Annotated in this window: 12 protein-coding genes, 1 other RNA gene and 1 riboswitch; of the genes, 5 read left to right on the forward strand and 8 right to left on the reverse strand. The window is 60.0% G+C overall.

Annotation, left to right across the window (positions count from 1 at the left end):
• Position 1: 1 nt before the first annotated feature.
• The 7 genes from IEV54_RS12435 to rnpB all read right to left on the reverse strand — a co-directional run bounded on the left by IEV54_RS12435 (position 2) and on the right by rnpB (position 6983).
• The gene (locus IEV54_RS12435) at positions 2-1396 is read right to left on the reverse strand and encodes a UDP-N-acetylmuramoyl-tripeptide--D-alanyl-D-alanine ligase (protein WP_150278129.1); all 1395 of its coding nucleotides are present in this window, start codon (positions 1394-1396) and stop codon (positions 2-4) included.
• Complete coding sequence (locus IEV54_RS12440; RefSeq protein ID WP_150278128.1) at positions 1389-2861, reverse strand: UDP-N-acetylmuramoyl-L-alanyl-D-glutamate--2,6-diaminopimelate ligase; 1473 nt, start codon at positions 2859-2861, stop codon at positions 1389-1391. The genes IEV54_RS12435 and IEV54_RS12440 overlap by 8 nt, the downstream gene beginning before the upstream one ends.
• Entirely contained in the window at positions 2858-4591 is a 1734-nt protein-coding gene (locus tag IEV54_RS12445; protein ID WP_150278127.1) for a peptidoglycan D,D-transpeptidase FtsI family protein, read from the reverse strand. The genes IEV54_RS12440 and IEV54_RS12445 overlap by 4 nt, the downstream gene beginning before the upstream one ends.
• Positions 4588-4881: a cell division protein FtsL gene (gene ftsL / locus IEV54_RS12450; RefSeq protein ID WP_150278209.1), complete on the reverse strand. Its 294-nt coding sequence runs from the start codon at positions 4879-4881 to the stop codon at positions 4588-4590. Before ftsL ends, IEV54_RS12445 begins: the two co-directional genes overlap by 4 nt.
• A gap of 20 nt (positions 4882-4901) precedes the next feature.
• Positions 4902-5843: a 16S rRNA (cytosine(1402)-N(4))-methyltransferase RsmH gene (gene rsmH / locus IEV54_RS12455; RefSeq protein WP_150278126.1), complete on the reverse strand. Its 942-nt coding sequence runs from the start codon at positions 5841-5843 to the stop codon at positions 4902-4904.
• Positions 5840-6295, reverse strand: coding sequence for a division/cell wall cluster transcriptional repressor MraZ (gene mraZ / locus IEV54_RS12460; protein ID WP_150278125.1), 456 nt, complete (start codon positions 6293-6295; stop codon positions 5840-5842). The genes rsmH and mraZ overlap by 4 nt, the downstream gene beginning before the upstream one ends.
• Positions 6296-6629: 334 nt before the next feature.
• Positions 6630-6983, reverse strand: an RNA gene (gene rnpB, locus IEV54_RS12465) — RNase P RNA component class A.
• 260 nt (positions 6984-7243) lie between these two features.
• Positions 7244-7344: riboswitch (guanidine-I (ykkC/yxkD leader) on the forward strand.
• Between the two features lie 46 nt (positions 7345-7390).
• Here rnpB and IEV54_RS12470 point away from each other — a divergent pair.
• The 5 genes from IEV54_RS12470 (at position 7391) to uca (ending at position 14168) form a co-directional block, all read left to right on the forward strand.
• Positions 7391-8209: an ABC transporter permease gene (locus tag IEV54_RS12470; RefSeq protein ID WP_150278124.1), complete on the forward strand. Its 819-nt coding sequence runs from the start codon at positions 7391-7393 to the stop codon at positions 8207-8209.
• 1 nt (position 8210) lies between these two features.
• Positions 8211-9020, forward strand: coding sequence for an ABC transporter ATP-binding protein (locus IEV54_RS12475; RefSeq protein WP_150278123.1), 810 nt, complete (start codon positions 8211-8213; stop codon positions 9018-9020).
• Entirely contained in the window at positions 9017-9745 is a 729-nt protein-coding gene (locus IEV54_RS12480) for an urea amidolyase associated protein UAAP1 (RefSeq protein WP_150278122.1), read from the forward strand. Before IEV54_RS12475 ends, IEV54_RS12480 begins: the two co-directional genes overlap by 4 nt.
• 11 nt (positions 9746-9756) lie before the next feature.
• Positions 9757-10392: an urea amidolyase associated protein UAAP2 gene (locus IEV54_RS12485; protein ID WP_150278121.1), complete on the forward strand. Its 636-nt coding sequence runs from the start codon at positions 9757-9759 to the stop codon at positions 10390-10392.
• Positions 10393-10565: 173 nt separating this feature from the next.
• Positions 10566-14168, forward strand: a complete 3603-nt coding sequence (gene uca / locus IEV54_RS12490; protein WP_150278120.1) for an urea carboxylase — start codon at positions 10566-10568, stop codon at positions 14166-14168.
• 27 nt (positions 14169-14195) lie between these two features.
• Here the strand turns inward: uca and rsmI are convergent, their stop codons facing one another.
• A complete protein-coding gene (rsmI, locus tag IEV54_RS12495) occupies positions 14196-15047 on the reverse strand; it encodes a 16S rRNA (cytidine(1402)-2'-O)-methyltransferase (protein WP_150278119.1) in 852 nt (283 codons plus the stop codon).
• Positions 15048-15101 lie beyond the last annotated feature (54 nt).

Raw genomic sequence — 15101 nt, forward strand, 5'->3', positions numbered from 1 at the left:
ATCAGTTGGCCTTGTCGTTATTGTTGTCAGTACCGCCGGACGCACCAGTGGTAGTCAGGGCTGCAACCACGCTTTCCATGGCCGCACTACGCGAACCCTTTACCAGTACTCGGGTATTGGCATCGAGCTGCGCTGCAAGTGCCGCCACCAGCTCTTCCCGGGTGCCAAACAGATGACCGCCAGCGCCGAACTCCTCAGTTGCAAGTGCAGACAGGCTGCCGACCGCAAACAAGGCATCAAGCCCCTTTTCCCGGGCATAGATACCCACATCGCGATGACTCTGTTGTTCCCATTCGCCCAGTTCCCCCATATCACCTAGTACCAGAATGCGGCGACCATCGAGGCTGGCAAGGATGTCGATTGCGGCTTTGACCGATGCGGGGTTGGCGTTGTAACTGTCATCAATCACCAAAGCACCATTGCGTCCGGCAAGCGGATTGGCCCGACCGGCAACCGGCAGCACCCTACCCAGGCCGCGGCGAATCACTTCAAGCTCGGTTTCCAGATGCAACGCGGCGCCAGCTGCTGCGAGCGCATTGGCAATATTGTGAGCGCCCAGCAAGTTCAACTGGACGGTGATCGAACCCTTGGGCGTGACCAGCAGGAAACCGGGGCAGCCACGCTCGTCCAGCTCCACCGACTCGGCGCGCAATTGTGCGGTCGGATTGGTGAGACTGAAGGCCAGCGACGTACGGCGGCCCAGGGACTGGTACCAGTCTTCGAACCAGGGGCTGTCCAGATTGATGACAGCCTTGCCGTCGGCAGGCAGGCCCGTGAGTATCTCGCCCTTGGCCAGGGCAATTTTCTCCGGGCTGCCGAAGCGCCCGACGTGGGCCATCCCGGCATTGGTCAGAACGCTGATCTGCGGCTTTGCCAGGTTCATGCTGTATTCGATATCGCCCTGTACTGCTGCACCCATCTCGATCACCGCAAACTCATGCGTTGATTCAAGCGCAAGCAGCGTCAGGGGCACACCCAGCTCGTTATTCAGGTTGCCACGGGTAGCCAGTACGGGACCGCGCTCGCGGAGTATGGCAGCGAGCATTTCCTTTACGCTGGTCTTCCCGCTTGAGCCGGTGATGGCAATCACCGGTGCAGAAAAGGCGTTGCGCGCCAGAGCCGCAAGTTGGCCAAGCGCATACCGACAGTCATGCACCAGCAGTTGGGGCAATGGATCGTCTACCGCATAAGCGACCATTGCAGCGGCGGCGCCATTCTCACGGGCCTGGGTCACAAAGTCATGGCCATCGACGTGATCACCAGCCAGCGCAACAAACAAACCACCAGGGGCTACGGCACGCGCGTCAATAGTGACACTGTCGAAGGTTGCATCCTGGCCGACCAGGCTGCTGCCAAGGGGTTTCAGCAGCTGAGAGAGACGCATGGCTTCAAGCACGGGCTGCCTCCCATTCCTGCAGGGCTTTGGTAGCCTGTTCGATATCGCTGAAAGGGTGACGCACGCCGTCAATCTCCTGATAGGTTTCGTGGCCCTTGCCGGCCAGGAGAATCAAATCTCCAGCCTGGGCTTGCAGAATGCTGTTGCGGATGGCGGCGCTGCGGTCAGCAATCACAATGGCCGAGTCAGGGCGCTGCATACCGGCGAGTATCTGCTGGATAATGTTATGCGAGGATTCGGTGCGAGGGTTGTCATCGGTAACGATCAGATGATCAGCGTGACGTTCGACCACCTCGCCCATCAAAGGCCGCTTACCGTTATCTCGATCCCCGCCGCAACCAAACACACAGGTCAAGGTTCCCTGGGCGTGGGCGCGGACCGCAGCAAGCGCCTTTTCCAGGGCATCGGGCGTATGGGCATAATCAATAACAATCAGCGGCCGATTACCGCCGCCCAGGCGCTGCATGCGACCGGCAGGGGGCGCCAGCTCGGCGGCCAACGCAGTCGCCCGATCAAGTCGCACCTCGAGAGCCAGTAGTGTCGCAATCACCGCCAGCAGATTCGCCAGATTGAACTCGCCCAACAGCGGGCTCTGCAGCGTTGAATGGCGTCGCGTGGTGTGCAGCGCAGCGCGGATGCCCTCGCTGGTGTACTCAATATCGCTGCAATACAGGTCCGCATCAGCGTTTTTCAGGCTGTAGGTAAAGCAACGCGAGGGGCTGCGCTCGATCAGCTCCAGACCGAAGGGATCATCGAGGTTGATGATCGCAGCCTGTAAAGGACGGTCGAACAGTTTGGCCTTGGCTGCGCCGTAACTCGCCATGTCGCCGTGGTAATCCAGATGATCACGGCTGAGATTGGTAAATACGGCCAAGTCAAATTCCAGATCCGCGACACGCCCCTGATCCAGCGCATGGGAAGACACCTCCATGCATACCCAGCCGGCACCCTGATCCCGCATCTGCGCGAGCTGACGCTGCACGCTGATGGCATCCGGCGTGGTCATGCCGTGATCGACGAGCTGGTCCAGCAGACCACTGCCCAGGGTGCCGATTACGCCGCAGGGCTTGCCCAGCGCGCTCAGCGCCTGGGCCAGCATCTGACTGACGCTGGTCTTGCCGTTGGTTCCGGTAATACCGACCAGACCCAAATCCCGGCTGGGTTCCTGGTAAAAGCGCCCGGCAATAGCTGAAATCTCAACGGCCAGACCGCTCACCGGCACCATCAGCGTATGGCCGTTATCATTCAGCACGGGTTCAGGTTTGAAGCCATCGGCGCTTTCATAGGCAACCGCGCTCGCGCCAGCCTTCACAGCCTGTGCAATATGGTCTCGGCCATCCTGACGCGAGCCCGGCACCGCAATAAAGAGGCTCCCGGGTCGTACCTGGCGACTGTCCAGGGTCAGGTGCTCAATGCTGCAGGAATGGCCCTGCCATTCAGGAAGTAACTGCTGGAGAGTCATCATCCGCGCGAACCCTCCTCGACCTGAAGGGGCGGCAATTCGACCTGCTGCAGTGCCGGCAGGTCATCGGGCGTCACATTCAGAAGACGCAACGCGCCGGACATGATTTCAGCAAACACGGGCGCCGCCACCAGGCCACCGTAATATTCGCCCTTGCTTGGCTCATCTATCACTACCACTGCGGCGAAGCGTGGATTACTAATTGGAGCGATACCGGCAAATACCGACCGATAACGATCTTCGGCGTAGCCGCCATTCTCAGTCTTGTGCACGGTGCCGGTCTTGCCACCTACCTGATAACCGGGCACCCGAGCCCGTGAGCCGGTGCCGCCCTCACCATCTACCGTGCCGCGCAGCATGGTCAGCAACTGTCTGCTGACATCCTCGGGTATCACCTGTTCACCCTGGGGCAGCTCATTGACCTTGAGCAATGAGAGCGGTAGACGCTTGCCGCCATTGGCCAGGGTTGCGTAGGCCTGAGCCAACTGCGTTGCAGTAACCGACAGACCGTAGCCGTAGGACAGTGTGGCCGTCTCGATCTGCGGCCATTTGCGATGATTAGGCATATGGCCGGTACTTTCGCCGGGAAAGCCAAGCCCGGTGTACTCGCCCAAGCCAAGATCCTGCAGCAGCGTGAAAATCTGCTCCGCACCAATATCCAGGGCGATCTTGACCACGCCGACGTTGCTCGACTTCATGATCACGCCGGACAGATCGAGCATGCCGTAATTGCGAAAATCCCTGACAGTCAGGGTCGAGACACGCATGGTACCTGGACGGGTATCCATCACCGTGGTTGGCTGATAACGGCCGCTCATCAGGCCAGCAGCAACGGTAAAGGTCTTGATCGGCGAGCCCGGCTCGAAAACATCAATCAATGCGCGGTTGCGCATCATGTCCGGCTTCAGGTTGGAGCGGTTGTTCGGGTTGTAGCTCGGGTGGTTGGCCATGGCGAGAACCTCGCCGGTACGAATATCAACCAGCACAGCGGAGCCGGCCTTGGCACCAAAATTCTTCAGGGCTTCACGCAGCTCGCGGTGGGCGATGTATTGCAGGCGCAGGTCGATGGACATGGCCAGGTCATTGCCCGGCCGGGCATTGCTGACCACCTGCACATCCTTGATCAGACGGCCACGGCGATCCTGCAGTACCTGACGCTTGCCGGGCACACCCTGCAACCAATCGTTGTACGTGAGCTCGAGACCTTCCTGACCGGCTTCATCCACATTGGTAAAACCGACCAGATGCGCGGCAACCTCACCGGTGGGATAGAAGCGGCGGTATTCCTCGATACTGTGGACACCCGGAACCTTGAGTCCTGTCACCGCTTCACCGTCCTGGGGCGTCATGTGCCGGCGCAGGTAGATGAACTCCTTTCCGGCGTTTGCCCGCAACCGTTCGGCAAACGTCTTGGGATCAGTGCCCAGTGATTTGGCCAGCTCATCCCAGCGAGACTCATGGTTGATCAGGATGCTCGGGTTGGCCCACAGGGTCAGGACCGGCGTGCTGACTGCCAGGGGCTCGCCATGCCGATCGGTCACCAGGCCACGGTGGGCGGGTATGACTGTATGACGCATGCTGCGCTTGTCACCCTGGTTTTTCAGGAAGCCGCCGTCCATTACCTGCAGTTCGACAATCCGCCAACTGATCAAGGCACTGCATACCGCGAGCACGCCGATCACCACGCGAAAGCGCCACGGATGCAGGCTACCGTTGGGCTTGAGCGCAATCATGGTTTCACCAGTATCACTTCACTGGCTTCCGGCACGCGCATTTTCAGCTCGTTGGTGGCCAGTGCTTCGACACGGCTGTGGGCCGTCCAGGTACTTTGCTCGAGTATCAACCGGCCCCATTCGGCCTGGGCATTCTCACGCTGGTCCATCTCGGCGGCCAATTCGTTCAGTAACACGCGGCTCCAGTGCGAGCTGTAGGACACGGCGAGAGCGCTGATTACCACCAGCACCCAGACAATGAACAGCCAGCCACTGCTACGCGGCAGCCCCTTCTGCTCCCGGGTCTCCAGTGAAAGCTCGGCCTGAGTGCTCACGGACGTTTCTCGGCGATGCGCAGTACGGCGCTGCGCGCACGGGGGTTATTCGCCGTTTCCGCAGCTGACGGCATGATTGCCTTGCCCACCAGATTGATGCTGACATCAATATCCGCAGCGCGAATCGGCAGATCACGGGGCAGCGGCGCACCTTTGGCTTCACGGCGCATGAACTGCTTTACCAGTCGATCCTCCAGCGAGTGAAAACTGATAACTACCAGACGTCCGCCCGGCGCCAGCACGTCGAGCGCGGCTTTGAGGCCATCCGCCAGATCGTCCAACTCGCGGTTGATAAAGATGCGGATACCCTGAAACGCCCGGGTTGCCGGGTGCTTGTGTTTTTCCCAGGCAGGGTTGGCCACTTTCACCACTTCGGCGAGGTCTGCTGTACGGGTAAAGGGCTGCTCGGCGCGGCGGTTGACGATGGCTCGGGCGATGCGCTTGGCATAACGTTCTTCGCCGTACTCCTTGAGCACGGTCGCGATGTCCGCTTCGGCGGCGCTGTTGATCCACTGGGCCGCACTCTGGCCGCTAGTCGGATCCATGCGCATGTCCAACGGACCATCATGCATGAAGCTGAAGCCACGCTCTGCGTCGTCCAATTGAGGAGAAGACACGCCCAGGTCCAGCAGAACGCCGTCGACCTGACCATGTAGCCCACGCTGGCGTAGCTCTTCGGCCATGTCGGCAAAAGACCTCTGTATAACGACGAAGCGGCCGTCTTCGGCCGCCAGCTCTGCACCGACCCGGACAGCTTCCGGGTCCTTGTCGAAGCCGAGCAGCCGGCCCTGCGCAGAGAGCCGGGCAAGCAGCGCGCGGCTATGTCCCCCGCGACCGAAGGTGCCATCTATATAAAGCCCCTCGGGCTTGATGGCGAGACCCTCGATGGCCTCATTCAGCAGTACGCTGATGTGGGAAAAGATGTTTGGCACGTTCATAGGCTCAAGGTCTGCAATACGTCCGGCAGCTCGCCCAGACTCTGTTCCTGGTCCAGGTAACCAGCGGTGGTGGCTTCCCAGGCGTCTTCGCTCCACAGCTCGAACTTGTCCAGCTGCCCAACGAGCATGACTTTCTTGTCCAGTCCGGCATGCTCACGCAGCAGCGGTGGCACAACAAAGCGACCATTGCTGTCCAGCTCGATTTCGTTGGCATTACCGATCAACAGTCGATTCAGACGCTTGACTGCCGGATTGAGGTTGGGGGCCTTGCGCAACTGGGCCTCTACCGCCTCCCAGGCAGGCATCGGGTAGATCCACAGGCAGCGTTCTTCGAGCGCAATAGTGGCTACCAACTGGCCGGCGCACAGCTCCACGAGACGGTCGCGATAACGCGCCGGCATCGCAAGCCGCCCCTTGGCGTCCAGATTGATAGCATTTGCTCCACGAAACACGCTGCTGCTTCCCCTTTTCGAATTGGTCTGTGAGAGGAAGGGAATTACCAAAATTATCCACTTTCACCCACTTCACACCACTTCGGCACACTATAGGAACCGCACGCACGCACCGTCAAGTAAGGACTTCACGGAAAATCCTTTATATGGCAGGGAGTTAGTACAAAAAATGGGGGTACAAGAGAGAATCTGCTTCAACTTTTGATGGCGAAGCTGAGCAATCACAAGAACATGGCCGTATTACTTAATGTAATACATTAGGTGTAAGATTTTTTTGGTCTAACAAGAAGGGTTTTCACTGCGCGCCGTTCGATCGAATATGACGCTTGAAAAAAATAAGAGTTGGCCTGTAAGCCGGGTTCTGTCGTGAACAGTCATTCCTCTACGACAGCCATCACTGACTGCCTCTAGCAACCTACCCGAACCCAGTGCGGGCCACACCGATGGGTTCCTATTTGGTCTTGCTCCGAGTGGGGTTTACCATGCCACGAACTGTTACCAGTCGCGCGGTGCGCTCTTACCGCACCCTTTCACCCTTACCTGATCCCCTTTCAGGGCCATCGGCGGTCTACTCTCTGCTGCACTTTCCGTAGGCTCACGCCCCCCAGGCATTACCTGGCACTCTGCCCTATGGAGCCCGGACTTTCCTCCCTACCGCAAGCGATACGGCGACTGCCCAGCCAACTCTTGGGAAGGAGATTATCCGTCTTCGGCCAGCGCGGCAAGCGTTGCTTGCCCTTGCACCGTACTGGCGCATTGATTGCACCACAATCGCGCATGAATAGCTTCGATTCCATCTGCCATTTTTGCCCCATTGCGGTGCAGGCCCCGAAAAATCGACGACGACCCAAAGTGGCACAGGCCCTGCATTAGGCTATTGAGCATACGAGACTCGGGTCCATAGGATCCCTGATGCGTTGCCGGGCACATGCCTGATACAACTTGCTACCAATGGACAACTAGGGTTCCGACCTGTTTGACAGGTGACTGGTCCGAGAGTTGTCGACCTCCGGCAGGGGGTTACACGGCGGGACAAAAGCCCGGGAGAGCCTCAGACACCTGAGATCTCGTTACCTGTAACCCATGGAGCTGCCCATGTCACGATTGATGAACCGCACCCCTGGCAAAGTATCAAAGCTCGGGCTGATATTGCTCCCCTTCGCGTTGCTGCTTCTGCTTTATCTGTACAGCTCTCAGGCTCGCCTGGCTGAAAACCCCAATGACAAGCTATTACCCAGCTTCACGCAGATGGCCGACGCGGTTGATCGGATGGCGTTCACTCCGGACCGGCGCAGCGGCGAATACCTCTGGTGGGTGGATTCGGCCTCCAGCCTCAAGCGCCTGTTTACCGGCCTGGGCATTGCCGCAGTAGTTAGCCTGGGGCTGGGCCTGATGATGCTTATCCCCCTGGTACGCACTCCGCTCTCCCCGCTGGTAACGGTGATTTCGATGATTCCACCGCTATCGATTCTGCCTATTCTGTTCATCGTGATGGGCCTGGGAGAACTGTCCAAGGTCATGTTGATAGTCATCGGCATCACGCCGGTATTGATCCGCGATATGCAGCAACGGGTCAGCGAGATTCCCGCCGAACTGCTGGTCAAGGCTCAAACGCTCGGCGCCAGCACCTGGCAGGTAACTATCCGGGTGGTACTGCCACAACTGTTGCCGCGTCTACTCCAGGGCCTGTGCCTGGCGCTCGGGCCGGCCTGGCTGTTTCTGATAGCCGCCGAGGCGATCGCCTCCACCGACGGATTGGGCTATCGCATCTTTCTGGTGCGCCGTTACCTGGCCATGGACGTGATACTCCCCTACGTCGCGTGGATCACCCTGCTCGCGTTCATCATGGACCGTTCACTAAAGGGGCTAGGCAGGGTGATGTTCCCCTGGTTCGAGCCAAAGGGAGGCCGCTGATATGAGTGCCATATCTATCCGCCATGTATGGCAGCAGTATGATGAGAGCGTAGTGCTCGAAAATCTCAACCTGGAAGTCGCCAGCGGTGAATTCATCACCATGGTAGGGGCCTCCGGTTGTGGGAAGTCCACCTTCCTGCGCCTTCTATTGGGGCAGGAAACGCCCAGCAAGGGCAGCATACTGCTGGACGATCAGCCCCTGGTGGCTGAACCGGGCCCAGAGCGCGGCGTGGTGTTCCAACGCTATTCGGTCTTTCCGCACCTGACCGTGCTGGGCAACGTCATGCTTGGTCTTGAGTTGCAGGCAGCGCCTTTGCTCAGCCGGCTATTTGGCAAGGCCAGACAGGAAGCCCGAAAGAAAAGTATCGAAATGCTCGAGGCAGTCGGCCTGGGTGATGCCATCGACAAGTACCCTCATGCCCTGTCCGGCGGCATGCAGCAGCGCTTGGCCATCGCCCAGGCGCTGGTTAAAGCGCCACGCATCCTACTGCTGGATGAACCCTTCGGCGCACTAGACCCGGGAACCCGCAAGGACATGCATGAACTGTTGCTGTCACTGTGGCGCAAGGCCGGCCTTACGGTATTTATGGTCACCCATGACCTGACCGAAGGCTTCACCCTGGGCACCCGCCTGTTGGTATTCGACAAGGTGCGCACCGACCCGCAGGCTCCCGGCGCCTATGGCGCTCGCATTACCTACGACATTCCCCTCAACAGCGATCGTCTGGCGGCGCGCAAGGCACTGGATGCGCTGCCCGATCACGTTGCCCCAAAAGCGCTTTCATCCGATCAGCAAGGAGCCACCCAATGAGTGTACCCGCGCCATTGCGCCCTACCCTTTATAGCGAAATTCTGCCCGGCGGCGGCCATACCTCTTTCGTGCTCAAGCGCGGTCAACTGCTGCGAATCACCGACCTCGAGGGCGGTGCCAATGTCAGCCTGATGCTGTTCAACGCCCATGAAAAGAGTGAGCGTCTGAACCTGCCCGACAGCCTCAAGTGCCAGCACACCGCTAAGCTCACCGCCGGCCATTGCCTCTACTCCGACATGGGTCGGGTGCTCGCGGCCATCGTCACCGACACCTGTGGCTGGAGTGACAGCTTCGGCGGGGTACTCGACGCCGAAGAGGTGAAGGAAAAATACGGCGCAGGCAGCTACCAGGAGCTACGCAACGGTTTCTTCCGTAACGGCATGGACAATCTGCTGGTGGAAATGGGCAAGTGGAACCTGAGTTTGGCGGATTTGCTGATGACCCTGAATCTGTTCAGCAAGGTCGCCGTGGATGCCCAGGACCGCTTCGTTTTCCATCCGGGCAACTCGGTTGCTGGAGACTACATAGAGCTCTACGCACCAATGGACACGCTGGTGGTACTGACCGCCCTGCAGCATCCGCTGGACCCCGCGCCCGACTATGCACCCAAACCGGTACAGCTGGATTGGCATCAGGTCGCCGACGACGGCATCACTGTGCTGTGCCGCAAGACCCGCGAAGAAAATACCCGCGGCCTGCACAACACCGACCGCATTCACCTCTGAGGGCCGCCACCATGACATTGACCCACAGCGACAAGACCGCCGAGACCGCCAGCCACCGCGCCACAGTGGGCGCAGGCGAACCCTTCATGCTCGACATCAAGGCCGGCCAGACCCTGCGTCTGCACGACCTGGAAGGCAACCAGGCGGTAGATACCCTTTTCTACAGCGCCAGCAATCCCCGCGAGCGCTATGACGTACAGCGTACCCTGCGCAAGCAGAACAGCGTCTACCTGACTACCGGGAGTGTCCTTTTCAGCAATCTGGGCAAACCGATGCTGACCATCACCGCCGACACCTGCGGCCGGCATGACACCCTGGGCGGCGCCTGTGCCCAGGAAAGCAACACCGTGCGTTACGCGCTCAACACCCGCTACATGCACAGCTGCCGCGACAACTTCCTGCGCACCTGTCTGCACGATGGCCGGCTGGGCAAGGCAGATATCAGCGCCAACATCAATTTCTTCATGAACGTCCCGGTCACCCCCGAGGGCGGCCTGACATTCGAAGACGGCATTTCCGGCGCCGGCAAGTACGTCGAGCTGGTCGCGCACATGGACATCATAGTGCTGATCTCCAACTGCCCGCAGCTCAACAACCCCTGCAACGGCTATAACCCGACGCCCGCGGAGGTGTTGGTTTGGGGCTGAGTGAGCTACAAGCTTCAAGCGGCAAGCTTCAAGTTGGCCGTGCAGCGATCGATTGATGCGATTTTGAATGTAGCCGCTTGCAGCTTGTCGCTGGCGGCTTGCAGCTTCAGCTGGGACGACCCGCGGAGCACAGAACAGGTAACCCAGGACGACCTGGCCGAGGAATATCCACGATGTTCGATACATTACTCATAGCCAACCGCGGTGCCATTGCCTGCCGGATCCTGCGCACACTGAAGGATCTTGAGGTCAAGGGTGTTGCTGTCTACTCCGAGGCCGATGCGGCCAGTCTGCATATCCAGCAGGCCGACCAGGCGATCTCCCTGGGTGAAGGTGGGGCGACGGGCACCTACCTGGATGTGGACAAGATTCTCGCGGCGGCAAAACACAGCGGCGCAAAGGCCATCCATCCTGGCTACGGTTTTCTTTCGGAAAACGCCGCCTTCGCCGAGGCCTGCGAAGCAGCCGGCATTGCCTTCGTCGGCCCAACGCCTGAGCAACTGCGCGTCTTTGGCCTGAAGCATACTGCCCGGTCCCTGGCCAAGGAGCATGGCGTACCCATGCTCGAGGGTACGGACCTGCTCGACAGTCTTGAATCCGCGTTGATCGCAGCCGAGCAGGTCGGCTACCCGGTCATGCTCAAGAGCACTGCCGGTGGTGGCGGTATCGGTATGCGCGTGTGCTACAGCGCAGCCGAACTGAGCGAGGCCTTCGAAACCGTCAAACGCCTGGGCCAGAACAACTTCAGCGACGCTGGCGTGTTTATCGAGAAATACATCCAGCGCGCCCGCCACCTGGAAGTACAGGTATTCGGTGATGGACAGGGTGAGGTGCTGGCACTGGGCGTGCGTGACTGCTCGGTACAACGACGCAACCAGAAAGTGATCGAGGAAACGCCCGCGCCCAACCTGCCCGAGGGCATGGCCGAAGCACTCTGCGAAGCAGCCATCCGCCTGGCCAGTGCCGTGCGCTACCGGAGCGCCGGCACCGTTGAGTTTGTCTATGACAGCGAGGCTGCGAAATTCTATTTTCTCGAGGTAAACACCCGGTTGCAGGTCGAGCATGGCGTCACTGAGCAAGTCTGGGACGTGGATCTGGTTAGCTGGATGATCCAACTGGCCGCAGGTGATCTGCCGCCACTCGCCCAACTGGGCGTGGGCCTGGATGCCCGTGGCCATGCGATCCAGGCGCGGGTCTATGCCGAGGACCCAGGCCGCGACTTCCAGCCGTGCCCGGGCCTGCTGACCGCTGTGAATTTTCCCGCTGCCGGCGGCGAGGCGCTGCGAATCGACAGCTGGGTAGAGGCTGGTTGCGAAATCCCACCCTATTTCGATCCGATGATCGCCAAGATCATCTGCTGGGAGCCAACCCGCGAGCAAGCCAGCAAGGCACTGCATCAGGCGCTGGGCGACACACTGCTGTATGGCGTGGAGACCAACCGTGATTACCTGCGGCAGATCCTCACCTACGCGCCCTTTTCCTCTGGCGAACCCTGGACCCGCTGCCTGGATGAGCTGACCTACCAGGCCAGCACCTTCGAGGTCATCAGCGGCGGCACCCAGACCACGGTGCAGGATGTGCCCGGTCGCCTGGGCTACTGGTCGGTGGGGGTGCCCCCATCAGGGCCGATGGATAATCTGGCGCTGCAACTGGGTAACCGTCTGCTGGGCAACCCGCAAAACGCCGCCGGTCTGGAAATTACCATGAGCGGCCCCACCCTAACGTTCAACACCAACGCCGTGGTTGCCGTGACTGGCGCCGAGATTCCGCTGAACCTGGATGGCAAGCCGCAAGCCATGCATACCAGCCTGCTAATCAAGGCCGGCAGCCAACTGGCAATCGGCACCATCGCCGGCTCCGGTGCGCGCAGCTATCTGACCATTCGCGGTGGCATCCAGTTGCCAGACTATCTGGGCAGCAAGAGCACCTTTACCCTTGGGCAGTTTGGCGGTCATGCCGGTCGTGCCCTGCGCGCCGGTGACGTCTTACATCTGCAGGAACTGACCGATACCAGCAGCGGCACCTCCCTGCCCACCGCCTTGCACACTGACCTGCCGGCGGTGCGCAATGTGCGCGTCATCTACGGTCCACATGCCGCCCCGGAGTACTTTACCGAGGCTTACATGCAGCGCTTTCTGGAAACCGATTGGGAAGTGCACTTCAATTCCAGCCGCACCGGTGTGCGTCTGATTGGTCCCAAACCCGAATGGGTGCGCGAAGACGGCGGTGAGGCCGGCCTGCACCCCTCGAACATCCATGACAATCCCTATGCCATCGGGGCTGTGGATTTCACCGGTGACATGCCAGTGATCCTCGGGCCCGACGGTCCCAGTCTGGGAGGGTTCGTCTGTCCGGTAACCCTTATCGAGGCGGATTTGTGGCAGATGGGCCAGCTTAAGGCCGGTGACCGGATTCGCTTTATTCCGGTCAGTCTTGAGACCGCGCGTGAACTGGCAACCTGTCGCCAACGGGACATCGCCCGACTAACTGCAGATTGCCCGGCAACCACTACCGCTGTGGCCCCCGAATCGCCCATCGTTCTGGACATCGGCGAAGAGGACACGCGGCTGGTCGCGCGACTCTCCGGCGATACCCACCTGCTTATGGAGATTGGCCAACCGGAACTGAATCTGGTGCTGCGCTTCCGTGGCCATGCCCTGATGCAGGCGCTGGAGGCAATGGACCTGGCGGGCGTGCATGACCTGACGCCCGGCATCCGCTCGTTGCAGGTGCACTACCAACCGGAGACCCTGTCGATTGATCGCTTGCTACGCATTATCGAAGACGTCTGGGAAGACGTATGCCAGGCCCGTGACCTGAAAGTACCTTCACGCATTGTGCACCTGCCCCTGTCCTGGGACGACCCTGCTTGCCAGCTGGCCATAGAAAAGTACATGACCACCGTGCGCAAGGACGCGCCATGGTGCCCAAGCAACCTGGAGTTCATCCGTCGGATCAACGATCTACCCAACCTGGACGAGGTCTACCGCACCGTTTTCGAAGCCAGCTATCTGGTCATGGGTCTGGGCGATGTCTATCTTGGCGCGCCCGTAGCCACACCGCTGGACCCGCGCCACCGCCTGGTGACCACCAAGTACAATCCGGCGCGCACCTGGACAGCAGAAAATTCAGTGGGTATCGGCGGCGCCTACATGTGCGTATACGGGATGGAAGGGCCCGGCGGTTATCAGTTCGTTGGACGCACACTGCAGATGTGGAATCGCTACCGGGAAGTCGAAGCCTTTGGGGGGCAGCCCTGGCTGCTGAGATTCTTTGATCAGATCCGCTTCTACCCGGTCGCTGCCGATGAGCTGACGCGCATTCGTCGTGACTTTCCGCTGGGTCGCTATTCACTTGAGATCGAGGAGACCGAGCTGCACCTGAACGCCTACCAGGCTTTTCTCGACGAAGAAGCGGACAGCATTCAGGCATTCCGGACGCACCAGAAAACCGCTTTCAATGCCGAGCGCGATCGCTGGATTGCCAATGGGCAGGCAGACTTCTCCAGTGAAGAGCCGGAGGCGGAAGCGGGTGTAGAAGCGCCACTCCAAGCCGGCCAGCAAGGAATCGAAAGTCACATAGCCGGCAACCTGTGGCAGGTTCAGGTTGTCGAGGGAGCACAGGTAAAAGCCGGCGACGTTCTGGTGATTCTGGAATCGATGAAAATGGAGATTCCGCTATTGGCGCCCTGCGACGGCGTGATCACAGCGGTGCACGTGCAGCCTGGCTCGCCGGTAAAGGCCGGGCAACGGGTCATGGTACTGGAGGCCGATTAGAGCTCCCCCGCAGGCAGGCCGCGGCTCTCAGCTCGCGGTCTTGCCTAGGGCAATCTGATAGAGCCGGTTCTTCTTCTCGCCGGTAATTTTTGCTGCCAGGGCGGCGGCCTGTTTTACCGGCAACTCTTCAAGTAGCAGATCCAGTATCCGCTCGGCTTCCGGGTCCAGCCCTTCATTCTCATCCCGCGGGGGCATGGCCTCGACCACGAGTACGCATTCGCCCCGCTGCTGATCGCTGTCGGCGCGCACCCATTCGACCAGCTCGGCAACCGGCGCGCCACGAATGGTTTCAAAGGTTTTGGTCAGCTCCCTGGCCAAAACTACCTGACGATCAGGGCCAAGAATATCCAGCATGTCTTCCAGGCACTCGAGCAAGCGATGGGGCGCCTCGTAGAGCATCCAGGTCCGCGGTTCACTGGCCAGGGCCTGCAGCCGCTGACGACGACCACTGGCCTTGGCCGGCAGGAACCCTTCGAACGCAAAGCGGTCAGAAGGCAAACCTGCAGCGCTGAGCGCAGCAACAAGCGCACAGGGACCCGGCACGGGACAGACTCGCACACCAGCTTCCCGTGCCGCGCGTACCAGGTGGTATCCGGGATCGGAAATCAACGGCGTACCCGCGTCAGAGATCAAGGCCATGTCTTCACCCGCAAGCATGCGCTCGACCAGTCTGGCGCTTTTGTCGCGCTCATTATGATCGTGGCAGGCCGTGGTAGGTGTTGAAATGCCGAAATGTTGCAGCAAGCGACCGCTGTGGCGGGTATCCTCTGCAGCTATCAGTCCGACATCGGCTAACACCTCCAGCGCCCGCGGAGTCATGTCCTGCAGGTTACCAATGGGCGTGGCAACAATGAAAAGAGTACCGGTGGATGTGAGCATGACAAATCTCGATCGATGTGTACGCCGTATTGTACAGGACGTGATCCAGTGCAT

The sequence above is a fragment of the Halopseudomonas salina genome, assembly GCF_014637955.1.
GTDB lineage: Bacteria > Pseudomonadota > Gammaproteobacteria > Pseudomonadales > Pseudomonadaceae > Halopseudomonas > Halopseudomonas salina.